Here is a 23,379-nt window from a genome sequence, read left to right as displayed (position 1 = left end):
CGCTCCCTTGACACCCCCGCGCGAACCGACGACTCTTCAACACATCACCGGTGGGAGCGCTCCCACGGTACCTGACACATACACATCCCGCACGTTCCCCGCCCGAGCCGCAGCGTGAACTAACGGGCCCAACAATGCAGTTGGCCGGGGGGTCGGCACGTCAGGCAACAGGAGGACGCAATGCGCACGAGTACCCGACGGTCCCATCGGCTGATGGCCCTCGCGGCCGTCGCCGCACTGACCACAGGGGTGCTGGCCGGCTGCTCCAGTGACTCGAACGACACCTCGTCGAATTCGAGCGGCGGCACTTCCAAGGGCAAGACCACGCTGACCGTCGGTACCTTCGGCGTCTTCGGCTACAAGCAGGCCGGTCTGTACGACGAGTACATGAAGCTCCACCCGAACATCACCATCAAGGAAGACGTCACCACCCGTACCGACGTGTACTGGCCGAAGGTCCTCACCCGGCTCCAGGCCGGTTCGGGCACCGACGACATCCAGGCCATCGAGGTCGGCAACATCACCGAGGCCGTGCAGACGCAGGCCGACAAGTTCGTCGACCTCGGCAAGGACGTCGACAAGTCCCAGTGGCTGCCCTGGAAGAACGCCCAGGCCACCACCAAGGACGGCAAGCAGATAGGCCTCGGCACCGACACCGGCCCGATGGCGATCTGCTACCGCAAGGACCTCTTCAAGAAGGCCGGTCTGCCCACCGACCGCACCCAGCTCGCCGCCCTGTGGAAGGGCGACTGGACGAAGTACGTCAACGTCGGCAAGGACTACATGAAGAAGGCGCCCAAGGGCACCAAGTTCGTGGACTCCGCGTCGTCCGTCTACAACGCGGCCATCGGCGGCGAGAGCCAGCGGTACTACGACAAGGACGGCAACGTCATCTGGGACAAGTCGACCGGTGTGAAGGCGGCTTGGAACGCGGCGATGGAGGTCGCGACCAGCAACATGTCGGCGAAGCTGAAGCAGTTCGACCCGACCTGGGACCAGGGCTTCGCCAACGCCAGCTTCGCCACGGTGGCCTGCCCCGCCTGGATGATGGGCTACATCCAGGAGAAGGCCGGCACCGCCGGCAGCGGCAACTGGGACGTGGCGGCGGCGCCGACCGCGGCCAACTGGGGCGGTTCGTTCCTCGGGGTTCCCACGGCGACCAAGCACCAGGCCGACGCCGTGGCGCTGGCGAAGTGGCTGACCGCGCCGGAGCAGCAGGAGAAGGTCTTCGCCAAGCAGGCCAGCTTCCCGTCCACCCCGGCGGCGTACCCGAACCTGAAGCCGGCCGCGGCCACGACGGCCTACTTCTCGAACGCGCCGATCACGCAGATCTTCTCCGACTCGGCGAAGACCATCCCGGTGCAGGTCTTCGGCATCAAGGACCAGCCGATCGGTACCGCGATCACTGACGTCGGCATCCTCCAGGTGGAGCAGAAGGGCAAGACCCCGGCCCAGGGATGGAGCGCCGCCACCAAGGAGATCAAGGACGTGCTCGGGCAGTGAGCAGCTCCAAGCAGGCCCTCGCACACCCCGCGCCGGGCTCCGGCGCCGCGCCCGGCAACCAGCCGGGCGCGGCCCGCGGTGCCGGTGGTCGCGGTACGCCGGCGCCCGGCCCGAGTTCGTGGCGGAGCCGGCTGTACCGCTGGGACATGAAGGCGTCGCCGTACGCGTTCATCTCCCCCTTCTTCATCATCTTCGGGGCCTTCGGCCTCATCCCGCTGCTGTACACGGCCTGGTACTCGCTGCACAACGTGCAGTTGTCGTCGCTGGACCACAAGACGTGGGCGGGGCTGGACAATTACCGGAACCTGTTGTCCTCGGACTTCTTCTGGAACGCCCTGAAGAACACGTTCACCATCGGGCTGATCTCCACCGTGCCACAGCTGTTGATGGCGATCGGGATCGCGCATCTGCTCAACTACCGGCTGCGCGGCTCGACCGTGTGGCGGGTCGTGATGCTCACTCCGTACGCCACCTCGGTGGCCGCGGCGACCCTCGTCTTCACGCTGCTGTACTCGTGGGACGGCGGCATGGTCAACTGGCTGCTGCACTTCGTCGGCGTCAATGCCATCAACTGGCGTGAGTCCACGTGGGGTTCGCAGTTCGCAGTGTCGTCGATCGTGATCTGGCGGTGGACGGGGTACAACGCGCTGATCTATCTCGCGGCGATGCAGGCGATCCCGGCCGACCTGTACGAGTCGGCGGCGATCGACGGCGCCAACCGCTGGCAGCAGTTCCGCCACGTGACGATCCCCCAGCTGCGCCCCACCATCCTCTTCACCGTGGTCGTCTCCACCATCGGCGCGACCCAACTCTTCGGCGAGCCCCTGCTGTTCGGCGGGGTCAGCGGTTCGAAGGGCGGCTCCGAGCACCAGTACCAGACGCTCGGTCTGTACATGTACGACCAGGGCTGGATCATCGGCAACCTCGGCAAGGCGTCCGCGATCGCCTGGTCGATGTTCCTGATCCTGCTGATCGTCGCCGCGATCAACCTGCTGTTCACCCGACGGCTGAGGAAGTCCCAATGACCACTAGCGAATTGACACTCCCTCAGGATCACGCGCCGGTACCGGCGGCACGCGCACCGCGCCGCCGGGTGATGGGCGCGGGCAAGCAGATGCACGCGGGCCCGCTGACCTACGTCGTCCTGGTGGTCTTCGCGCTGGTCTCGCTGGCCCCGCTGGTGTGGACGGCGATGGCGGCCTCGCGCACCAACACGCGGCTCGCTCAGACCCCGCCGCCGCTGTGGTTCGGCGGGAACCTGTTCAAGAACCTCCAGACGGCCTGGGACCAGGCCGGCATGGGCACCGCGATGTTCAACTCCACGGTCGTCGCGGGCTCCATCACCATCGGCACGGTCCTGTTCTCCACGCTCGCCGGCTTCGCCTTCGCCAAGCTGAAGTTCAGGTTCTCCAGCACGCTGCTCCTGCTGACCATCGGCACGATGATGATCCCGCCCCAACTGGCCGTCGTACCGCTGTACTTGTGGATGGCGGACCTGCACTGGTCGAACCATCTGCAGACGGTCATCCTGCCGACCCTGGTCAGCGCCTTCGGTACGTTCTTCATGCGCCAGTACCTGGTACAGGCGCTGCCGACAGAACTGATCGAGGCGGCGCGGGTGGACGGCGCGAGCAGCCTGCGGGTGGTGTGGCACGTGGTCTTCCCGGCGGCACGCCCCGCGATGGCGGTGCTGGGCCTCCTGACCTTCGTGATGGCCTGGAACGACTTCCTCTGGCCGATCATCGCCCTCAACCAGCAGAACCCGACCGTCCAGGTCGCCCTGAACTCCCTCGGTACCGGTTACATCCCCGACCAGTCGGTGATCATGGCGGGCGCGCTGCTCGGTACGCTGCCGCTGCTGATCGCCTTCCTCCTCTTCGGCAAGCAGATCGTGGGGGGAATCATGCAGGGCGCGGTCAAGGGCTGACGCTCCGTCATTTCGCTCGTGTGCTACGTCCGTTGGAGTGGGGGCGGGTCGCCGCCGCCCCGCCCCTCTCCTCCCCCTCCTCCCTCCCCACCCCCTCCAACTCGCCGGTCTCCTCGACCCTTTATGGGAGCGCTTCCATGCCTGAGCCCGTTACACCTGTCACCTTTCCTCCCGCCTTTCTCTGGGGCGCCGCGACCTCCGCCTACCAGATCGAGGGGGCGGTGCGGGAGGACGGCCGTACGCCCTCGATCTGGGACACCTTCAGTCATACGCCGGGCCGTACGGCCGGTGGTGAGCACGGTGACATCGCTGTCGACCACTACCACCGCTACCGCGACGACGTGGCGCTGATGGCGGACCTGGGCCTGACGGCGTACCGCTTCTCGGTCTCCTGGTCACGGGTGCAGCCGACCGGCCGGGGCCCGGCGGTCCAGGTGGGCCTGGACTTCTACCGCCGCCTGGTCGACGAGCTGCTGGCGGTCGGCATCAAGCCGGCGCTCACCCTCTACCACTGGGATCTGCCGCAGGAGTTGGAGGACGCGGGCGGCTGGCCGGAGCGCGACACGGCGTACCGCTTCGCCGAGTACGCGCAGATCGTGGGCGAGGCGCTGGGCGACCGCGTGGAGCAGTGGATCACGCTCAACGAGCCGTGGTGCAGCGCGTTCCTGGGCTACGGCTCGGGGGTGCACGCGCCGGGCCGTACGGACGCGGCGGCGTCGCTCAAGGCCGCTCACCACCTCAACCTGGCCCACGGGCTGGCCACTTCGGCCCTGCGGTCCGCGATGCCGGCCCGCAACTCGATCGCGGTGAGCCTCAACTCCTCGGTGGTCAGGCCCGCTTCGCAGTCGCCGGAGGACATGGCGGCGGCCCGGAAGATCGACGACCTGGCCAACGGGGTGTTCCACGGTCCGATGCTGCACGGGTCGTATCCGCAGTCGCTGCTCGACGCGACGAGGTCGATCACGGACTGGTCGTACGTCCTCGACGGAGACCTGACGCGGATTCACCAGCCGCTGGACGCACTGGGGTTGAACTACTACACGCCGACGCTGGTCGCGGCCGCGGAACCGAGCGGCCCGGCCCCGCGCGCCGACGGACACGGCGTCAGCGCGTTCTCCCCCTGGCCGGGCGCGGACGACGTGGCGTTCCTCCAGACCCCGGGCGAGCGCACGGAGATGGGCTGGACGATCGACCCGACGGGCCTCTACGACCTGATCCTGCGGTACACGAGGGAGGCGCCGGGCCTGCCGTTGTACGTCACGGAGAACGGCGCGGCCTACGACGACAAGCCGGACCCGGAGGGCAACGTCCACGATCCCGAGCGGATCGCGTACCTGCACGGCCACCTGTCGGCGGTGCGGCGCGCCATCGCCGACGGAGCGGACGTACGAGGCTACTACCTGTGGTCCCTGATGGACAACTTCGAGTGGGCGTACGGCTACGGGAAGCGGTTCGGGGCGGTGTACGTGGACTACGCGACGCTGGCGCGCACGCCGAAGTCGAGTGCGCGGTGGTACGGGGAGGCGGCTCGGACGGGGGCGCTGCCGACGGTGGGGGAAGCCTGACCGACGGGGGACACCGGGGGACGGGGCGCGGCATGCCGAGGGGGCGTGCCGCGCCCCGGCGGTGTGGGCGGGCACCAGCGGTGTGGGCAGGCCCTTGCGGCATGGGCGGACCCTTGCCAAGTTCTAAATAGAATGATTCATTCGTCTCGCAAGTGAATGGATGCACGTCATGCGCGAGGAGATGTCCGTGGCCGTCACCCTGGGCCGGGAGCCGATCACCGTCGAGCAGTTCGTCGCGGTCGCCCGCCACGGCGCCCGGGTCGAGTTCGACGCGACGTACGTCGATCGGGTGCGCAAGTCCCGCGCGCTGGTGGAGCGCTTCCTGGCCGAGAACCGCCTGGTCTACGGCGTCACCACCGGCTTCGGCGACAACGTCACGGAGGTCATCGACCCGGCGGACGCCGAGCGGCTGCAGCGCAACATCGTGCGCTCGCACGCCGTGTCGGTCGGGGAGCCGCTGCCCACCGAGGTCGTGCGCGCCATCGCGCTGATGGAGCTGGTCGGCCTCGGTGAAGGCTTCTCCGGCATCCGGTTCGAGACCCTGGAGCTGATCCGGCGCATGCTCAACGCCGGGGTCACCCCGCACGTACCCGGCGAGGGCTCCGTCGGCTACCTCGCCCCCGAGGCCCACATGGCCCTCGTACTCCTGGGGGAGGGCAGGGCGTCGTACGGCGGCGAACTGCTGCCCGGCGCCGAGGCGTTGGCCCGGATCGGGGAGCAACCGACCCGGCTCGCCTGCAAGGAAGGGCTGTCGCTCACCAACGGGACACACTCGGTCACCGCGATCGCCGTCCTGGCCGCCCACGACGCCGGCCTCGCGGCGACCACCGCCGACATCGCCGCGAGCCTGTCGGTGCAGGCGCTCAAGGGCACGGTCCGCGCCTACGACGCCCGCATACAGGAACGCAAGCGGCACCCCGAGCAGGCCGCCGTCGCCGAGAACCTGCGGCGGCTGACCGAGTCGAGCGGGATCAGCGCGGAGTTCCTCGACCACCGGCTCCAGGACAGCCTCTCCCTGCGTGCCGTGCCGCAGATGCACGGCGGTGCGAAGCGGGCGCTCGCGCAGGCCCGCGAGGTCATCGTCGAGGAGTTGCACTCCGTGGGCGACAACCCGGTCATCCACCCCGAGGGCGAGGACGGGGTGGCGTTGAGCGGGGCGAACTGCGACAGCACGTTCGTCGGCATCCAGGCCGACACGATGGTGAACGCGATGACGGTCCTGGCCAAGGTCTCCGAACGCCGCACCGACCGCATGGTCAACAGCAACTTCAGCGAGCTGCCCGCCTTCCTGGTCCGCGAACCGGGCCTGAACAGCGGCTACATGATCGCCCAGTACACGGCCGCCGCCCTGACCATGGAGCTGCGCGGCCTGGCAGTACCCGCATCCGCCGACAACATCACCACCTCCGCCAACCAGGAAGACGCGGTCAGCAACGGCTACTCGGCGGCCCTGAAGGCGTACCGCGCGGCGCACAAGCTCAGCTACGTCATCGCGATCGAGCTGATGTGCGCCGGCCAGGCCCTCGACCTGCTCGCCCCGCTCTCGCCCTCGCCGGCCGCGGAGGCGCTGCGGGCGAAGATCCGGGAGGCCGTACCCACCGTCGACGAGGACCGGGTCTTCCACAACGACATCGAGCACATCGCCGAGCTGGTGCGGAGCGGGGAGGCGGTGCGGGTCGTCGAGGACGTGGTGGGCCCGCTGCACCACTGAGGCCGGGCGCCTGCGGTCGAGGACCCGAAAGTCGTGCACGCGTGCGGCGATCGGACCCCTATGATCGCTCCGCCCCAGCGTCCTCCACGGCCGCTCCCGCCTCCGAGACAGGCCAGAGACGATGACGAGTTCCGCCCCCAAAGTCCCCCGGATTCTTGTCCGTTCCGCGCAGGCCGCGATAGCGACGGCGGCCGTGGCGGACGTGTTCCGTGCGGCGGCGGTTCGCGATCACTACCTGCACCCGACGGATGCGTCCATGCACAGGTCGGGCCTCGTCTCCATGGTCTTCGTCTATCTGATGACTCTGGCGATCGTGCTGTTCCTCGTGGGGCTCGCCCGCTCCCGGCGCAACGCCCAGGAACTGTCCCCCGGGGCCTCGCTCCCGAGTCGGGGCTGGACGATCGGCGCGTGGCTCATACCGGTGGTCAACCTCGTCGCCCCTCGCGGGATCCTCCTCGCTGTCGGACGCGCCGGCTCCGCGTCGTGGGACGAGAGACGGGACACGACACTGGTCAATCTGTGGTGGGCTGCCTGGGTCACGCACGCGCTGGTCATCGTGGTCACGAACCAGGTGGCGCCCGGGTCTATGGCCCTCCTCGTGGTGGCGGAGGCGCTCATGATCGCGGCGGCCGCACTGGTGGGGCTCGTCATCGAACGCATCACCGCGCTGCAGAACTCCGCGCTCGGCGCCACCGTTCCCGTCGCACCTCCCGCCCAGGTGCGAGCCGCGGAGTAGTACCGCGCCGCATTCACAGCCGCCCCTCAGACCCCCCGCAGCAGCCTCCCAGCCCCAGGGCGTCCAATCCCTGTGTACGGGGTGATCCGATCCCGGCGCGGACGGGAGGACGTCATGTTTTTCATCGTGTTGGTGCTGCTGGCCCTGATCGTCGGCGGCGCGGTCGCCTTCGGCAAGCGGCAGGCGGGCGGCGGGAGTTCGCGGTTCGGCACCGGTTACGGGTCCGGGCCGGGGGGTGCTTCGCAGACCTACGACGCCGACGCCGGCGCGGAAGCCACCCGCTGGGTGGAGCGGCTCGGCGGGAGTCTGTCGACGCTGGACGCCGGTGGCAATACGGCCGCCCGGCAGGCCCTCGCCGACGCCGCCGAGCGGCTCCGCGCCGCCGAGGGGCAACTCGCCACCGCCTACTCCCCCATGCAGTACGGACTGGTGACGCAGACCGCCATCGAGGGGCTGCACCACATCCGGACCGCTCGCAGCGCGCTGGGGCTGGACCCGGGGCCCGAGTTGCCCGCGCAGGGTGCCGGCGGTCAGGTCACGGTCGGCGGGCAGACGTACACCGCGTCGGCGCAGCCCGGCACGAGCACGCCGTACTACTACCCCGGCGGGGTCGTCAACGGCCGTTCCATGCCCGGGGGTTGGTACAGCACCCCGTGGTGGAAGACCGCCCTCGTCGCGGGTGCCGCCGGTGTCGGTGGCATGTTGCTCGCGGACGCGCTGTTCGACGGTTTCCACCATCACGGGCCGCACGGTGGGATGTTCGGCGGCGGACCGGGTGGCTTCGGGGGCTTCGGGGGACCGGGGCCGTTCTGAGAACCACCCCGGCCGTTCCGAACCGGCTCGGTCAGCGCGGCTCCCGCACCACCGCGACCCCACCCGCCGGCACGGACACCGACCCGCCCAACACCGGCTCACCCGTGAGGAGTTCGACCGCGTCGGCCGCGACGGAGACCTCGGCCCCCTTCCCCGCATGGTCGATGAGGAACAGGTAGTCCGCGTCCGCCCCGCGCCGCAGCGCCGCCTCCACCCCCTCCGGCGTCACCCGCACCGGCTCCACGCCCGCCTCCCGGCGGATGAGGTCGAGGAGCCCGGCGAGAGTCGTCGGGTCGGGGCGCGTGGCCAGGTACCAGGCCGTGCCCGTGCCGTACGCGTTCCGCGTCACCGCCGGGATTCCGGTCAACGGGCCCTCCGCGTACGACGTGATCGCCTCGGCGCCCGCGAGGGCCACCCGCTCCGACCACAGGGACGCCGTACCGCCGCCGCTGCTCAGCGCGAGGGACTCCCCGGGCAGCAGCGGGAACAGTTCGTCCGTGCGCACGCCCAGCGCGTCTCTGAAGGCCCCTGGGTAACCTCCCAGCCGTACATGGCAGTTCTCGTCCACGGCCCCGCTGTGGAAGCCCACCGCCAGCGTGTCGCCGGACGACGCGAAGCCGGTCAGATTCGCCGCTCCCGCCTCGTCGACCAGGTACAGGCTGGGGGCCAGGACGAGGCGGTACGGCGACAGGTCCGCGTCCGGGCGTACGAAGTCCACCGCGATGCCCGACCGCCACAACGGCTCGTACCAGGAGCGGACTTGGTCCAGGTAGCGGAGCTCCTCGCTCGGCTGGGACGGCAGCTCCAGTGCCCAGCGGGCGTCCCAGTCCCAGACGACGGCCACCGTCGCCGTGCCCGTGCTGCCCTGCACCTCCGCCAACGCCTTTAGATCCGCGCCCAGTTGGACGACGTCCTGCCAGATGACGCTGTCCGTGCCCGCGTGCGGCAGCATCGCCGAGTGCCACTGTTCGGCGCCGGCCTTCGCCGCCCGCCACTGGAAGTAGGCGATGCCGTCCGCGCCGTGGGCGACATGGGCGAGCGCGTTGCGTCTCAACTCCCCGGGGGACTTGGCCCTGTTGACCGGCTGCCAGTTCACCGCGCCCGTCGAGTGCTCCATCAGCAGCCAGGGACGGCCGCCCGCCAGCGAGCGGACCAGGTCGCCGCTCATCGCGATGTCGATCTCCGACTCGGGGTCCGTGGAGCGGAGGTAGTGGTCGTTCGAGACGACGTCCAACTCCGGTGCCCAGCGCCAGTAGTCCAGCGCGTCGAAGTTGAACATCACCATGAAGTTGGTGGTGGCGGGCAGCGAGGGAGCCGCCTCCCGCAGGACGTCCCGTTCCGCCTTGTACAGCGCCAGCAGCTCGTCGCTGCAGAAGCGACGCCAGTCCAGCTGGTGGGTCGGGTTGGGGACCGCGCCCGTCGCGCGCGGGGGCAGGATCTCCGCCCAGTCGTAGTACCACTGACTCCAGAAGGCCGTGCCCCAGGCGTCGTTGAGGGACGCCAGGCTGTCGCCGTACTTCGCCCGCAGCCAGCGCCGGAACGCCTCCGCGCTCTCGTCGCAGTAGCAGGCCGGGTTGTGGCAGCCGTACTCGTTGTGGATGTGCCACATCGCGACCGCCGGGTGGTCCGCGTAGCGCCGGGCCAGCTCGCCGGCGATGCGCAGGGCCGCCGTACGGTACGCGGGGCTCGACGGGCAGAACGTCTGGCGGCTGCCGTACGAGAGTCCCCGGCCGTCGCGGTCCACCGGCAGTGCCTCGGGGTGGGCGCGGAAGAACCAGGCCGGTGGTGCGGCCGTCGGCGTCGCCAAGTCGGCGGCTATGCCGTTCTGTTGGAGCAGGGCCAGGACCTTGTCCAGGAGGGTGAAGTCGTACACGCCCTCGGACGGTTCGAGCAGGGCCCACGAGAAGATGCCGATGCTGACCATGGTCACCCCGGCCTCGCGCATCAGGCGCATGTCCTCGGCCCAGACCTCCTCGGGCCACTGCTCGGGGTTGTAGTCGCCGCCGTACGCGATGGTCATCGTTCGACTCCCGTCAGGAGGCGGCGAGTTGTCGCCACGCCCCACTGGTCCAGCGACAACAGGCGGTCGCTGGACGCCATCAGGCCGCCGGTCGCCTCGACATGGGCCGCCCAGCGTTCACGGGTCTCCACCGCCGGGCGGGCCATCAGGCAGTCGGGGTCGTTGGTCCAGAGGCGGCCGTGCTGCCACTGGCGGGCGGCGCCGGTGAACTCGGCCGGGTCCTGGCCGGGTTGGGAGTAGTCGTCGGCCTCGGGGCGGCGGTGCGGGGCCGTGTCGGGGCTGACCCGCATCGCGTCGAAGAGGCCGAGGGAGGGGAGGATCGGTGCGCCGCAGCCCAGCAGGTACGCGTCCGCGCCGATCGCCTCGCGGATCAGCGCGACCCCGGTCCGGTAGGCCTCGATCGCGTCAACTCCCTTGTGGCGTACGCCGTCCAGGGCGCCGGCGTAGAGGAAGTCGGCCTTGAAGTAGTCGTAGCCCTCGGTGCGGAGGGTGCCGTAGACCTCGGTCAGGTAGGCCGCCGCCCCGGGGTGGGTGGTGTCCAGGACGCACAGGTCGTGGCCCCAGTTGTGGCCGGCGTGCGTGAAACCGCCCGCCCTGTCCCGCACCAGCCACTCCGGGTGTTCGGCGGCCAGGTCGCTCGCCGGGTCGACGAGGAAGGGGGCCGTCCAGATGCCCGCTCTGCGGCCGCGCGCGTGGATCGCGTCGGCGACTGCCGCCCGTGAGCGGAAGCGGCCGGAGAGCGTCAGCCAGTCGCCCAGCGCCTTCTGGTAGCCGTCGTCGATCTGGACGACGTCGATCGGGAGGTCGAGGGTGTCCATCGCGCGGAGGTTCTCGTGGATGTCCTCCTCGGTGACGGCGGTGAAGTACTCGTACCAGGAGCACCAGACCGTCGGCGCCGGGCGCGGGGCCGTAAGTCCGAGGCTGTCGGCCCAATCGCCCAGCACCGACTGGATGCCGGTGCCCGTCCACTCCTTCACCGGGCCGTCGGCGCCGATCTCCGCCACACCGTCCCTTACCGACAGCCGGATCGACGGGACCGAGCCCGTGGGATCAACTGCCGCCCAGAGGCGGGTCGGTGAGCCGTCGCCGGGGTCGAGGGCGAGCAGGCCCTCGCCCTGGAAGACAGCGCTGGGGACGGTGACGCCGGGGCGGTAACAGACCGTCGCCCAGTTGGAGTTGGTCGGCCGGTACGGCCTCTCGTCGAGGGCGTAGGCGCCGCTCGGGCTCCAGGACTGCCAGCCCTCCTCGTGGACCCGGGCGGTGCGCGGGTCCACGGGGACCGAGGTGAGCGGGGTGAAGGGGTGGTCGTGCACGGTGGTTCTCTTTCCGCGGAAGGGCTCAACAGGAGGGAGGTCAGCCCTTGTTGGCGCCCAGCGTGAGGCCGCTGACGAACTGGCGCTGGAGTGCGAAGTACACGATCAGGGTCGGGATCGCGGTGAGCAGGGCGCCCGCGGCGACCAGGTTGGGGTCGGTGAAGTACTGGCCGGAGAGGTTGTTCAGGGCGGAGGTGATCGGCATGTTCTCGCCGGTCGAGATCAGCACGATCGCCCAGAAGAAGTCGTTGTAGATCCAGATCGAGAGCAGGGTGGCCAGGGCGGCCATCGCCGGCTTGCACAGGGGCAGCACGATCTGCCAGTACTGGCGCCAGACGGACGCGCCGTCCACCAGGGCCGCCTCGGTCAGCTCGGTCGGCAGCATCCGCATGTAGTTGCTCAACACGAAGGCGCAGAACCCTGATTGGAACGCCACGTGGATGAGGACCAGGCCGAGCGCGGAGTCGTAGAGCTTGCCGCTCATCGTGATGCCGGGCAGGTCGATCAGCAGGTACAGGCGGTACAGCGGGGTGATGATGACCTGCTGGGGCAGCAGGTTGCCGGCCGTGAACACCAGCAGCAGGGCGATGTTGAAGCGGAAGTCGAACCGGCTGACGTAGAACGCGACCATCGACGACAGCAGCAGCGTGAGCAGCACGGCCGGGACCGCGATGATCAGTGTGTTGACGAAGTAGTGGATCATGTCGGACTGCTGGAACGCGTTCTTGAAGTTGTCGAAGTTCAGCGTGTCCGGCCAGGAGACGTAGCCCTTGTTGCTGGTCTCCGAGTACGGGCGCAGGGCCGCGTAGACCGCCCACAGCAGTGGGGCGAGCCAGGCCAGCGAGGTGACGACGAGGAACGTGTGCAGCAGGACCCGGGCCGGGCGGAGCGGGGTGCGCTGCTTCACGCCGAGTGCGGCGGTGGGGGTGGTCATGCGCGCCGCTCCTTCCGGAAGGTCGCGATCAGGTACGGAATGATGACCGCGAGGGAGATGACCAGCAGGACGACGGCGATCGCCGACCCGTAACCGATCCGGCTGGACTCACCGATGATGTTGTTGGTGATCAGGATCGACAGCAACTCGGTGCCCTGGGCGCCCTTGTTGAAGACCCACACCAGGTCGAAGGCGCGCAGCGACTCGATGATGGTGACGACCAGGACGACCGTGTTGGTGGGCCGCAGGGTCGGGAAGATGACGTTCTTGAACGTCTGCCACTCGTTCGCGCCGTCCAGGGCGGAGGCCTCGCGCAGGGACGGGTCGACGCCCTTCAGGCCGGCCAGGTACAGGATCATCATGTACCCGCTGTGCCGCCAGGAGGCGGCGATCAGGACGGCCCACAGGTTGAGGTGCGGGTCGCCGATCCAGTCGATGTAGTGGCCGGGCTTGTTGGCCCCGATGAGGCTGTTGATCAGGCCGGTGTCGGGGTTGTAGATGAGCTGCCAGACGAAGCCGGTGACGGCCAGCGACATGACGACCGGCAGGAAGAACGCGGTCTGGTAGACGCGGCTGAAGCGGATGTTCTTGTCCAGCTGGACGGCCAGGAACAGGCCGAAGGGGGTCGGCAGCAGGATGAGCACGACGAACCAGATGACGTTGTGCTCGAGGGCCGGCCAGAACTGCGGGTTGTCGTTGAACAGCTCCTTGAAGTTGGCCAGCCCCACCCACTTGATGGAGCTGAAGCCGATGCCGTCCCAGGAGGTGAAGGCCAGGAGGATCGAGGCGAGGGCGGTGACCCAGACAAGGGCCACGTGCAGGACCGTCGGCACGCCCGCCATGAAGGCGAGGGTGATGCGGTCACGGCGGGTCAGCAGGCGCTTGGCGCCCTTCGGGACCCGCTTCTTGGCAGGCGCGGGGCCCGGAGGCGGAACGGCGTCCGCCTCCGGGCTCGTCGTAGTCGTCTCGGAGATCATGAGGAGGCGAAGATCGTCTTCTTCTGGCGCTCGATCGAGGACAGCAGACTGTCGACGCCCTTGGGGTTCTGGAGGAACTTCTGCAGACCGGGCTGCATCACCGTCGAGGTGAAGTCCGGCCGGGAGTCGCGATCCATGAACTGGGTGAGGCTCTTGGCCGCGCCGATCATGTCGAACGCCTTCTTCTGCAGCGGCGAGTACGCGGAGGTGTCGGCCTTGCTGGAGGCGGCCACCACGCTCGGGTCGGTCTTGAGGTACAGCTGCTCGGCCGCCGGGGTGCCCAGGTACTCGAGGAGCTTGACGACACCGTCGTGGTTCTTCGGGGCCTTGCTGACCATGAAGCCGTCGGTGGGCGCCTCGACGGTGTCCTGGCCGTACGCGGTGTTGATCACCGGGAACGGGAAGAAGTCGAGGTCGTCGAGGTCGGCCTTGACGGTGAACTGCTGGGCCACGAAGGAGCCCAGGAGGTACATGCCGGACTTCTTCGACACCACGCCCTGGGCGGCGTCCTGCCAGGTGCGGCCCATGAAGCCGTCCTGGTGGTACGGGAGGAGCTCGGCCCAGTGGTCGAAGACCGCCTTGACCTTCGGGTCGGTCCACGCCTCCTTGCCCGCCATCAGGGACTTGTGGAAGTCGTACCCGTTGAGGCGGAAGTTGATCTGGTCGAAGGTGCCCATCGCCGGCCAGGCGTCCTTGTCGCCGAAGGCGATCGGGACCAGGCCGTCGCTCTTCATCTTCTTGCACAGGGCGACCAGTTCGTCCCAGGTGGTCGGGACGGTGTAGCCCTTCGCCGTGAAGACGCTCTTGCGGTAGAAGATCGCCCACGGGTACGTCGTCAGCGGGACGAAGTAGTACTTGCCGTCCTCGCCCTTGCTGAGCTTCTTCATCGCGTCGGGGAAGTTGTCCCCGATCTTCGCCCAGACGTCGTCGATGGACGTGGCGAGCTTCTTGGCCGCGAAGAACTGCATGCGGTACCCGGCGAACCAGTTGAACACGTCGTCCGGCGTGCCCTGGAGGTAGGAGTTGATCTGCTCCTGGAAGGTGTTGTGGTCCTTCGTGTTGACCTTGACGGTGATGCCGGACGTCTTCTTGAAGTCCGCGTAGACGCTTGCGAACGCCTTCTTCGGCACCGCGTCGGACGCGTTGGAGCCGAGAGTGACGGTCTTCGGGTCGGACGAGCTACCGCTGCTGCCACAGGCGCTCAGCAGGGGGATGCCGGCTCCGAGCACGGCAGCGCCGCCTATGCCGCGCAGGACGGAGCGGCGACTGGCGGCGGGGAGAGAGAAGTCGGGCATGAACGGCTCCTGACGGACAAGGTTCGGCCGGAATGCGCCACGCCCCAGGTCTTCGTAACCGACCAGAAACCAACGCGACCAAACACGGTGGCGTAATAACAGTCCTATGTCTGGTCATGCGTCAACACCCGCCGCCTTCATTTGTCGAAACGTAATCGACACCCAGGAGCAAAAGGAGCGAACGTACAGCCGAGGGGCCGTACGTCCGCCGTGGGGTGACTGGGGCCTACGGACCGCCCGTGGTCCATGGGGCCCGTGGGGCGTCTACTGGAAGGCCGCGAAGGCCTTGGAGAAGGCGGACGGGGCCTGGACGACCGAACTGCAGGTCGCGTCCGCGGCGGGCTTGGCGCCGCCGGGGCACTGCTTGTCGCGGGTCGCCGACCACATCGAGAGGCCGCCCAGCCCCTTCGCCTTCGCGAAGGCTGCCAACTGGTTCGCGTCCTCGACCGTGAAGACCTCCGATGAAACGTCATTTACGCCGATCATCGGCGTTACAGCAACCGCTTTCCATGAAGCGCTTTCTGACAGTCCGAGAACGCTCTTGACTTGGGCTTGTGCAGCAGTAGCCGCTTGCTGTGAGTACGTTCCCATATCTCCGTTGTACGCCGGTCCGTAATCCATGGCCATGATGTTGACCGTATTGATCTTCACGCCGTTGGACTTGGCATTGGACAACAGGTTCACCCCGTCCTGGGTCAGTCCCTCGGGCATCACGGGGAGCGTGAAGGAGACGTCCAGGTTCGGGTGCTGCTGCTGGAGTTTGGCTATCGCCTGGGCCCGGATCGTGTTCGCCGCCGTGTTGGGCAGCGCACCGCCCTCGACGTCGAAGTCGACCTTGGTGAGGCCGTACGCGTCCACGACCTTGCCGTAGGCCGTCGCCAGCGCGCTCGCCGAACCGCAGGTCGTCGCCAGCTCGGAGCCGGACGCGCCGCCGAAGGAGACCCGTACGTCGCCGCCCTTGGCGCGCAGCGCGCCGATCTGGGCGGCCACGCCGTCGCTCGCCAGATCCGACACACCGCCCCACTTCGGGGTGCAGCCGCCGCCGTCGGTGATGAAGGCGAGGTTGTAGTTCTTCACGCCGGTCGCGGTGACGTTGGCGAGCAGGTCGAAGGCGGGGTAGAGGGAGGTGTCGACGTAGGGGGCGAAGCCCGCGCCGGCCGTCGTGCCGGTGCCGCCGCTCTGGGAGGGCGAGGCGGTGGGGGTCGGGGTGGGAGTGGGCGTCGGCTTGGTGGTGGCGGTGGGTGTGGCGGTCGGCGTGGGCGTGGGCGTGGGCGTGGGCGACGAGGTCGTCGGGCGGCCGGTCGGTTCAGGGGTCGCGGTGCCGTCCGTCGAGCACTTGGCGTTGTCGATGAGACAGCCGGTCGGCTGGCCGGTGCCGTTGACCACGAAGCCGACCGTGGCCGACTCGCCGGCCGCAAGACCGTCCGTGTCCCACTTCGGGGGCTTCACGGTGACGTGCTGCCCGCTCACGCTCGACTCGGCGTTCCACAGCGAGCTGAGCTTCGATCCCGACGGCAGGTCGAACTGCAGCGTCCAGTCCTTCTTCGTGGCACCGGTGGTGTTCGTGACGACGTACTGGGCGGTGTACCCCGTCGACCACTCGCTGGTTCTCGTGTAGGCCGCGCCGACGCTCGCCGCCTGTGCGATGCCGGTCAGCATGATCGCGCCGCCACCGACCACCGCCGCGGCGACCGCTCCGCCGATCACCTTGTTCCTGTTGCTGATCCTGCGCCGGTGCGTACTCATCGCGTGCCTGCCTTCGCCGTACGGGGGTGGGGTGCGGCAGCACGCTAGCGATCCGGAATCGGGCAAAGCGCCTGATCCGGGCGGGGGTCGGCGATCTTAGGGTGCGCTTAAGGAAGGGATCGGGACCGGTTAAAGGTAGAGACCAATCTGCCGCGTCTACGGCGTCTCACCGCGCCCCGATGGCCTCGGCGCTCCGGCTCCCGCCCGTCCAGCTGGATCCAGATCCGCACCTCCGTGCCGCCGAGCATCGAGGACCCGATCCGGACGTCCCCGCCCGTCGCCTCGGCGAGCCTGCGCACGATGTCCAGGCCCAGCCCAGTCGACCCGTCGCTGCCGGAGCCGCGTCCGCGGGCCATGGCCGCCTCGGGGTCGCGTATGCCGGAGCCGGCGTCCGAGACGAGCACGATCACCGCGTCGTCGCTGTTGTGCACGTCGACCGCGAAGGCCGTGCCCTCGGGCGTGTGCCGGAACACATTGCCCAGCAGGGCGTCGAGCGCGGCGACGAGATCGGCGCGGGCCACGGGTATCCGCACCGGCCGCTCCACCCCGGCCACCCGCACCTTGCGGCCCTCGTCCTCGGCGAGCGCGGACCAGAACCGCATCCGCTCGCGCACCACCTCGGCCGCGTCGCACCCGGCACCGGGACCGGCCGCCACGGTCTGCGGCTTGGCCTCGCGCGCGGTCCGGATGATGGTGTCGACCTCCCGCTCCAACTGCGCGACCGCGGTCCGCGTCTGCTCGGCGGCCGGACCGTCCCCGAGCGAGGCCGCGTTGAGCCGCAGCACGGTGAGCGGCGTACGCAGCCGGTGCGACAGATCGGCCGCCAACTCCCGCTCATTCGCGAGCAGTTGTACGACCTGGTCGGCCATGGAGTTGAACGCGACCGCCGCCAGCCGCAGTTCGGTCGGCCCCTCCTCGGGCACCCGCGCCCCCAGCTTCCCCTCCCCCAGTTCGTGCGCGCCCTCGACGAGGCGCTGCGCGGGCTGCACCATCCGTACGCCCAGCCGGTCGGCGACCGCGACGGAACCGACGATCAGCGCGATGCCGACCCCGGCGAGCACCGCCCAGGCCGTGCCCACACCGTTGCTGACCTCCGACTCCGGGACGAACACCTCGACGACGGATATCTCGCCGGAGCTGAGCGCGACGGGCTGCAGCAGGACGGAGCCGCCGGGCACCTCGGTGGTGGAGGCGCGGCCCAGCTTCCGTACGGTCGCGATGTCCTTGCCGGCGGCGCGCCGGAGCCCGATGTCGACGGCGGCTTTCCCCTCCCCGGCCGGTATGTGGACGGCCATCCCGGAGTCGGCGCCCGCGGAGGCGACGACCTTCTCCAGCTGGTCCCGGTCGGTGGTGATGGACAGCGCGGGGGCGACGGCCGCGGCCTCCCGCTCGGCGTTCGAGAAGGCGCGGTCGCGGGCCATCTCCTTGATGACGAGCCCGAGCGGCACCGCGAAGGCGACGACGACCATCGCCGCGATCGCCAGACAGACCCTGACCAGTGCCCACCTCATCGCAGCGACTCCGCTCCCGGTGGCTCCAGCTTCACGCCGACACCCCGCAGGGTGTGCAGATAGCGCGGCCGGGCCGCCGTCTCCCCCAACTTCCGGCGCAACCAAGACAGATGGACATCAATCGTCTGATCGTCGCCGTACGACTGCTGCCACACCTCGGCGAGCAGCTCCTTGCGCGGTACGACGACACCGGGGCGGCCGGCGAGGAAGGCGAGGAGGTCGAACTCCCGGCGGGTGAGGTCGAGTCGGACGCCGTCCAGCTCGGCCTGGCGGCGCAGCGGGTCGACGGTGAGGCCGCCGACGCGGATGACCGTGGGCGGGGGTGCCTCGCCGGTGGCGGCACGGGAGCGTCGTAGGACCGCGGACATGCGGGCGGACAGATGGTCGACGGAGAAGGGCTTGGTGAGGTAGTCGTCCGCGCCGGCGTTGAGCAACCGGACGATCTCCGACTCGTCGTCCCGGGCGGTGGCGATGATCACGGGGACATCCGTGATCCCGCGCAGCATCTTCAGGGCCTCGGACCCGTCCAGGTCGGGCAGTCCGAGGTCCAGGATGACCACGTCGAAACGGAAATGGGCGACCTCGCGCAGCGCCTCAAGTGCCGTACCGACACTGCGCACCGTGTGTGCGGCGTCGGTCAGATGCCGGATGAGGGCCGAGCGTACGAACTGGTCGTCCTCGACCACGAGCACACTTGCCATGCGCCGCACCGTACGCCATGCGGGCGACCCGTATCCGGGCCTGTGGACAACTCCCGCCTGTGGACAACCGGTGGGGGATCGACGGGACACCTGTGGGGCGCGTGAGGCAGTATGGCCGCGATGCCCAGAGGACTCGTCAACGGATTCGTGCACGTGCTGGCCTGGTCGCTGGCCACCGGCGCGGCCGTCACGCTGTCCTGGTGGGGCGTCCACACGGTCATGACGGGCACGGCCTACGACCCGCCCCGCGCCCTGCCCATCACGGCGGCCGGCGCGACCGCGCAGGCCGCTCAGCCGCCGCCCTCGGCACCGGTCCGGGCCGAGTCGTCACCGAGCCCGTCGAACACCCCGACGCCGACCCGCACCCCCGACCCGACCCCCACGAAGACGACGACCACGAGCCCGTCCCCTTCCCCCTCCACCTCCGGCCAGGTCAAGAGCTACGCCACCGACGGCGGGCGGGTGGTGCTGGAGCTCGACACCGCGCCAGCCTATGTGTCGCTCGTGTCGGCGACACCGGGCACGGGTTGGTCGATGCAGGTGTGGAAGACGGAGTCCTGGCTCCGCGTGGAGTTCACCAAGGGCACGGACAAGGTGTCGGTGATCTGCACGTGGCACGACGGGGCGCCGCGGGTGGATGTGGGCAACTACTAAGTTGCCCGGGGGCGTTGGTCTGTCTGCGTTGCTCGGGGTGTGCTGCTCGGGCTAGCGGAACACGGACGGGGGCGGTGCCGGTGAGGCGACCGCCGAGGTGTCCGTCACCGGTACGGCGCCGCCGGTGAAGTCGGTGAGTTCCTTGCCGTGTTGGAGGCGGCCCGGGTGCGGGTCGGAGGCGGCGCGCCGGGTCAGTTCGGCGAGCGGCAGCGGGTGGTCGGAGGCGACGAGCACCGCGTTGCCGAACCGCTTGCCGCGCAGCACGATCGGGTCGGCGATCAGCGCGAGTTCCGCGAACCGGGCGGCCACGGTGGCGATTTGACCGCGGAGATGGGCGAGCGGGGGCCCGTCGGCGAGGTTGGCGGCGTAGACCCCGCCGGGTTTGAGGGCCCGGCGCACCTCGTCGAGGAACTCGGTGGAGGTGAGGTGGGCGGGCGTACGGGCCCCGCTGAACACATCCGCGACGACGAGGTCCGCCCACCCCTCGGGCACCTTCGCGAGCCCCGCGCGGGCGTCGGTCGACCGCACCCTGATCCGCGCGTTCGGGTCCAACGGCAGCTCCCGCCGGACCAGTTGGACGAGCGCCGTGTCGAACTCGACGACCTGCTGGGTAGATCGGGGCCGGGTCGTGGCGACATACCGGGCGAGCGTGAGGGCACCACCGCCGAGGTGCACGGCGTGGATCGGCTTCCCGGCGGGCGCGGCGAGGTCGATGACGTGGCCGAGGCGGCGCTGGTACTCGAACGAGAGATACGCCGGGTCGTCGAGATCGACGTACGACTGCGGCGCCCCGTCGATCAACAAGGTCCAGGCACGCGCCCGCTCCCGATCGGGTATGAGCTCGGCGAGCCCACCGTCGACGGCCTCGACGACGGCGTCAGCGGTGCCGACACCCCCGCGCCGGATGTTCCTGGACTTTCCCATTGGCCCATTATCGGCGGGCGGGGATGGTCCGGCGCGACATCCGCGCCCCTTAGGGGCGCGAGGAACTGCGCGACCAGCCCCCACCGGGCCGCAGGTTCATCACGACCCAACCTGCGGAACTCACCGACAACCGTCCGCCGCCTCGATCAACCGAGCCGCCTCACCCAGCGCGGCCCGCAGAACCTCCGGGTCGGTGGCCAGATCGGCGTCACCGGGGGGCAGCAGCCAGTCGGAGCCCTCTACGGGAGGCTCGGGGTCAGGGGCGAGGTGAAGCCCCCGCCCGTTGGTCTCCGTACACGTGCTGCCCGGCAGGTCCCACGCCGCCGCCGTGCCCGGCGGTACCAGGAAGCCGAGCGTGTCGTCGCCGTCGTCGTGCAGGACGGGGCCGACCCCGTCGCAGGCGCCGCGGCGCAGGATGTCGACCGCCTCCAGCCCCTGCCGCGTCGGCACCGTCACCAGGTCGCAGGCGGAGTCCGCGAACGGTGGCGCGCTGCACTCCGCGCTCGGCATTCGAGGATCGACGCCCTGCCTGGTCTCCATCCCGGTCTCCACCACGGAACCCCTCCTTGGACGAGCGGGTCGGGAGTCGGGTGGCTCCCGGTCCATGGAGTTCAACGCGTTGAAGCGTCAACGGCTACGGCACAAGTCAGCCGCAAAGGATGGCAGTTCATGGCAGATCCCGGATGAGATATCCGGTTTGTAGCCAAACCCTGTGTGGCGGGTCGTGCACAGCAGGTACGTTCTTGCCCGCTGGAAACAGGGCGTCACTCAACAAGTCACCCTGAATCCGGCATGGTTCGACGGTTCGCACGAGAGGACCCGGCCATGGCGTCGTCAATGGTGACCCCGTCCCCGTTCCCCCAACCACCGAGACCCAATCTCGCCTTCCGGCGGCTGCGCGGACAGCGCTCACCGGCGGAGTTCGCCGCGGCCGTACGCCGGTCCGCGCGGGAGATCGGCGAGCGGGTGAGCTGCGACGCGCGCTACGTCGGCCGCGTCGAGGCCGGTGAGATCCGTTGCCCCAACTACGCGTACGAACGGGTGTTCCTGCACATGTTCCCCGGCCGCACGCTCGCCGACCTCGGCTTCGCACCCCGCTCGTCCGTACGCGGACGCGGGGCGCGCACCGCCGAGGACGCGCCCCCGACGCACCCCACAAGCCCGGCGTACATCACGGATGAGGCAGCCGGGACGGGTGAGACGCAGGGGGTGTACGAGCCGTATGACACGCAGGACCCGTACGACACGCACGAGAACCACGAGAACCACGAGGAGAGCGACGTGCTGCGTCGCGCATTCATGAGGGGCGGCACCGTCACGGTGGCCGCCGGCACACTGGGCCCACTGGGGCTCACTTTGGACGCCGTGGCAGCGGAACGTTCCGTCCGCCGCCCCGGTACGAGCGAGGCGGGCGCCCTCGAAGAGGCCGTCCGCAGAATCCGGCTGCTCGACGACCGGCACGGCGCCGACGGCCTCTACCGGCGCGCGGCGGCCCCGCTGCGCGCCGCCTACGCCCTGCTCGACGCGGGCACCACCCGGCAGTCCGTCGCCGAGAGACTGCACTCCGGCGCCGGCGAACTCGCCATCTCCGTGGGCTGGCTGGCCCACGACTCCGGCCGCTTCGACGACGCCCGCTCGCACTACGCGGAAGCGCTCGCCACGGCCCGGATGACCGGGGACCCGGGCCTGGAGGCACACGCCTTCTGCAATACGGCCTTCCTCGCGCGGGACGCCGGCCGGCCACGGGAAGCGGTGCGCGCCGCGCAGGCCGCGCAGCGCGTCGGACGCCCGCTGGGTTCCGCCCGGCTGATGTCGCTGCTCGCGCTGCGCGAGGCGGGCGGCTGGGCGGGCCTCGCCGACCGCACCGGTTGCGAACAGGCACTGGCCCGTGCGCAGGCCCTCTACGAGCGGGGCCGCTCGGACGCCGACCCCGAGTGGATGAGCTTCTACGGAGAGGCCGAGTTGGAGGGTCTTGAGGCGCAGTGCTGGTCGACGCTGGGCGACTGGCCGCGGGCTGCGCGGCACGCGCGGCGGGCGGCTCACCTTCAGGATCCGCACTTCACGCGGAACATCGCGTTGTACACGGCCGAGCTCGCGGACGACCTCGCGCGCGGCGGGCGTCCGGACGAGGCGGCGACTGCGGGGATGCGGGTGCTTGATCTTTTGGACCTGGTGCAGTCGTCGCGGATTCAGACGATGCTTGCCGGGACTGCGCGGGTGCTGTTGCCTCACCGGCGGGCTTCGGGGGTGTCTGCGTTTCTGGAGAGGCACTCGAGTTTGCCTCGTACTGCGGCGTAGTTGTTCGGCTACCGGTCGGTGGGGGCTGGGCGCGCCCACGCGGCGGAGCCGCAAATAGACACAGCCCCGCGCCCCTAAAAACAGGGCGCTTAATGCCTAGGCCGCCAGATGGCCCAGGTCGTTCCAGCTCTCGATCGCCGGGTCTCCGTAGGCCCACCCAAGCACCGACAACGACGTCGGATTCAGCCGTATCCGCGCCGCGAAGTCGATCGGCAGGTCCAGCCAGCGTGCGCCGATCGAGCGCAGGATGTGGCCGTGGGCGAAGACCAGGACGTCTCGGTCCTCGGAGCGGGCCCAGGCGACGACCTCGTCCGCGCGGGCGGTGACCTCGGGGAGGGTCTCCCCTTCGGGGACGCCGTCGCGCCAGATCAGCCAGCCGGGGCGTACGTCCTGGATCTCCTCCGGGGTCATGCCCTCGTAGGCGCCGTAGTCCCACTCCATGAGGGTGTCCCAGGTGGTCGCGCGGTCGCCGAAGCCGGCGAGTTCGCAGGTCTCCCGCGCGCGTGCCAGCGGGCTGGTGCGCACCTCCACCCCGGGGAGGCCGTCGAAGGGGGCCCGGTGCAGTCGCTCGCCGAGCACCTTCGCGCCGCGTCGGCCCTCTTCGAGGAGCGGGACGTCGGTCCTGCCGGTGTGCTTCCCGGACAGCGACCATTCCGTCTGTCCGTGCCGGGCCAACAGGATGCGCGGTGCCATGAGGGACCTTTCCGGGAGAAAACGAGAGGCGGGTCACTCCATCATCGCGCACCCTTGA

The 23,379-nt window shown here is 69.7% G+C and carries 20 protein-coding genes; 9 read left to right on the top strand and 11 right to left on the bottom strand.

All coding sequences use genetic code 11. The annotated features are described in order from the left end of the window. The first annotated feature begins 180 nt into the window (after positions 1 to 180). From OO70_RS13740 to OO70_RS13710, 7 genes are all read left to right on the top strand, one after another. Positions 181 to 1,503, top strand: coding sequence for an ABC transporter substrate-binding protein (locus tag OO70_RS13740; RefSeq protein ID WP_043669265.1), 1,323 nt, complete (start codon positions 181 to 183; stop codon positions 1,501 to 1,503). Next, on the top strand, positions 1,500 to 2,528 hold the full coding sequence (locus OO70_RS13735) for a carbohydrate ABC transporter permease (protein ID WP_043669263.1): 1,029 nt from the start codon (positions 1,500 to 1,502) through the stop codon (positions 2,526 to 2,528). Before OO70_RS13740 ends, OO70_RS13735 begins: the two co-directional genes overlap by 4 nt. Beyond that, positions 2,525 to 3,430, top strand: a complete 906-nt coding sequence (locus OO70_RS13730) for a carbohydrate ABC transporter permease (RefSeq protein ID WP_043669260.1) — start codon at positions 2,525 to 2,527, stop codon at positions 3,428 to 3,430. The genes OO70_RS13735 and OO70_RS13730 overlap by 4 nt, the downstream gene beginning before the upstream one ends. 137 nt (positions 3,431 to 3,567) lie before the next feature. After that, the gene (locus OO70_RS13725; protein ID WP_043669257.1) at positions 3,568 to 4,995 is read left to right on the top strand and encodes a GH1 family beta-glucosidase; all 1,428 of its coding nucleotides are present in this window, start codon (positions 3,568 to 3,570) and stop codon (positions 4,993 to 4,995) included. Positions 4,996 to 5,164: 169 nt separating this feature from the next. Continuing rightward, positions 5,165 to 6,706 (top strand): HAL/PAL/TAL family ammonia-lyase, encoded by a 1,542-nt coding sequence (locus OO70_RS13720; RefSeq protein WP_234336839.1) that lies wholly within the window; start codon positions 5,165 to 5,167, stop codon positions 6,704 to 6,706. Between the two features lie 121 nt (positions 6,707 to 6,827). Then, positions 6,828 to 7,442, top strand: coding sequence for a DUF4328 domain-containing protein (locus tag OO70_RS13715; RefSeq protein WP_043669252.1), 615 nt, complete (start codon positions 6,828 to 6,830; stop codon positions 7,440 to 7,442). A 114-nt stretch (positions 7,443 to 7,556) separates the two neighbouring features. Then, the gene (locus OO70_RS13710; protein WP_043669249.1) at positions 7,557 to 8,255 is read left to right on the top strand and encodes a hypothetical protein; all 699 of its coding nucleotides are present in this window, start codon (positions 7,557 to 7,559) and stop codon (positions 8,253 to 8,255) included. A gap of 31 nt (positions 8,256 to 8,286) precedes the next feature. On the opposite strand, the gene OO70_RS13705 is transcribed toward OO70_RS13710, so the two are convergent. From OO70_RS13705 to OO70_RS13670, 8 genes are all read right to left on the bottom strand, one after another. After that, positions 8,287 to 10,275, bottom strand: a complete 1,989-nt coding sequence (locus tag OO70_RS13705) for a beta-galactosidase (RefSeq protein WP_043669246.1) — start codon at positions 10,273 to 10,275, stop codon at positions 8,287 to 8,289. After that, a complete protein-coding gene (locus tag OO70_RS13700; RefSeq protein WP_043669243.1) occupies positions 10,272 to 11,588 on the bottom strand; it encodes a glycoside hydrolase family 36 protein in 1,317 nt (438 codons plus the stop codon). Before OO70_RS13700 ends, OO70_RS13705 begins: the two co-directional genes overlap by 4 nt. Positions 11,589 to 11,628: 40 nt before the next feature. Beyond that, the gene (locus OO70_RS13695; protein WP_043669240.1) at positions 11,629 to 12,522 is read right to left on the bottom strand and encodes a carbohydrate ABC transporter permease; all 894 of its coding nucleotides are present in this window, start codon (positions 12,520 to 12,522) and stop codon (positions 11,629 to 11,631) included. Next, positions 12,519 to 13,499: a carbohydrate ABC transporter permease gene (locus OO70_RS13690; RefSeq protein WP_043669237.1), complete on the bottom strand. Its 981-nt coding sequence runs from the start codon at positions 13,497 to 13,499 to the stop codon at positions 12,519 to 12,521. The genes OO70_RS13695 and OO70_RS13690 overlap by 4 nt, the downstream gene beginning before the upstream one ends. Next, positions 13,496 to 14,794 carry an ABC transporter substrate-binding protein gene (locus tag OO70_RS13685; RefSeq protein ID WP_043669234.1) on the bottom strand — a complete coding sequence of 433 codons (1,299 nt, stop codon included), beginning with the start codon at positions 14,792 to 14,794 and terminating at the stop codon, positions 13,496 to 13,498. Before OO70_RS13685 ends, OO70_RS13690 begins: the two co-directional genes overlap by 4 nt. A gap of 264 nt (positions 14,795 to 15,058) precedes the next feature. Beyond that, positions 15,059 to 16,540 carry a glycoside hydrolase family 18 protein gene (locus OO70_RS13680; RefSeq protein WP_043669231.1) on the bottom strand — a complete coding sequence of 494 codons (1,482 nt, stop codon included), beginning with the start codon at positions 16,538 to 16,540 and terminating at the stop codon, positions 15,059 to 15,061. A gap of 107 nt (positions 16,541 to 16,647) precedes the next feature. Beyond that, a complete protein-coding gene (locus tag OO70_RS13675; RefSeq protein ID WP_043669228.1) occupies positions 16,648 to 18,051 on the bottom strand; it encodes a HAMP domain-containing sensor histidine kinase in 1,404 nt (467 codons plus the stop codon). Further along, complete coding sequence (locus tag OO70_RS13670) at positions 18,048 to 18,752, bottom strand: response regulator transcription factor (protein ID WP_043669225.1); 705 nt, start codon at positions 18,750 to 18,752, stop codon at positions 18,048 to 18,050. The genes OO70_RS13675 and OO70_RS13670 overlap by 4 nt, the downstream gene beginning before the upstream one ends. A gap of 111 nt (positions 18,753 to 18,863) precedes the next feature. On the opposite strand from OO70_RS13670, the gene OO70_RS13665 reads away from it, so the two are divergent. Further along, positions 18,864 to 19,406 carry a hypothetical protein gene (locus OO70_RS13665; RefSeq protein ID WP_043669222.1) on the top strand — a complete coding sequence of 181 codons (543 nt, stop codon included), beginning with the start codon at positions 18,864 to 18,866 and terminating at the stop codon, positions 19,404 to 19,406. 51 nt (positions 19,407 to 19,457) lie between these two features. On the opposite strand, the gene OO70_RS13660 is transcribed toward OO70_RS13665, so the two are convergent. Together OO70_RS13660 and OO70_RS13655 are read right to left on the bottom strand one after the other, a co-directional pair. Continuing rightward, entirely contained in the window at positions 19,458 to 20,330 is an 873-nt protein-coding gene (locus OO70_RS13660; protein ID WP_043669220.1) for a spermidine synthase, read from the bottom strand. Positions 20,331 to 20,450: 120 nt separating this feature from the next. Further along, positions 20,451 to 20,885: a hypothetical protein gene (locus OO70_RS13655; RefSeq protein ID WP_407702768.1), complete on the bottom strand. Its 435-nt coding sequence runs from the start codon at positions 20,883 to 20,885 to the stop codon at positions 20,451 to 20,453. A 270-nt stretch (positions 20,886 to 21,155) separates the two neighbouring features. Between OO70_RS13655 and OO70_RS13650 the strand changes: the two genes are divergently transcribed. After that, complete coding sequence (locus tag OO70_RS13650; RefSeq protein ID WP_043669217.1) at positions 21,156 to 22,628, top strand: hypothetical protein; 1,473 nt, start codon at positions 21,156 to 21,158, stop codon at positions 22,626 to 22,628. A gap of 96 nt (positions 22,629 to 22,724) precedes the next feature. On the opposite strand, the gene OO70_RS13645 is transcribed toward OO70_RS13650, so the two are convergent. Next, positions 22,725 to 23,321 (bottom strand): histidine phosphatase family protein, encoded by a 597-nt coding sequence (locus tag OO70_RS13645; protein ID WP_043669214.1) that lies wholly within the window; start codon positions 23,319 to 23,321, stop codon positions 22,725 to 22,727. Positions 23,322 to 23,379: the final 58 nt, after the last annotated feature.

Origin of the sequence: Streptomyces xylophagus (genome assembly GCF_000716435.1) — a bacterium.
Classification (GTDB): domain Bacteria; phylum Actinomycetota; class Actinomycetes; order Streptomycetales; family Streptomycetaceae; genus Streptomyces; species Streptomyces xylophagus.
Note: the sequence above shows the minus strand (reverse complement) of the source record. Positions and strands in the feature narration are given on the sequence as shown.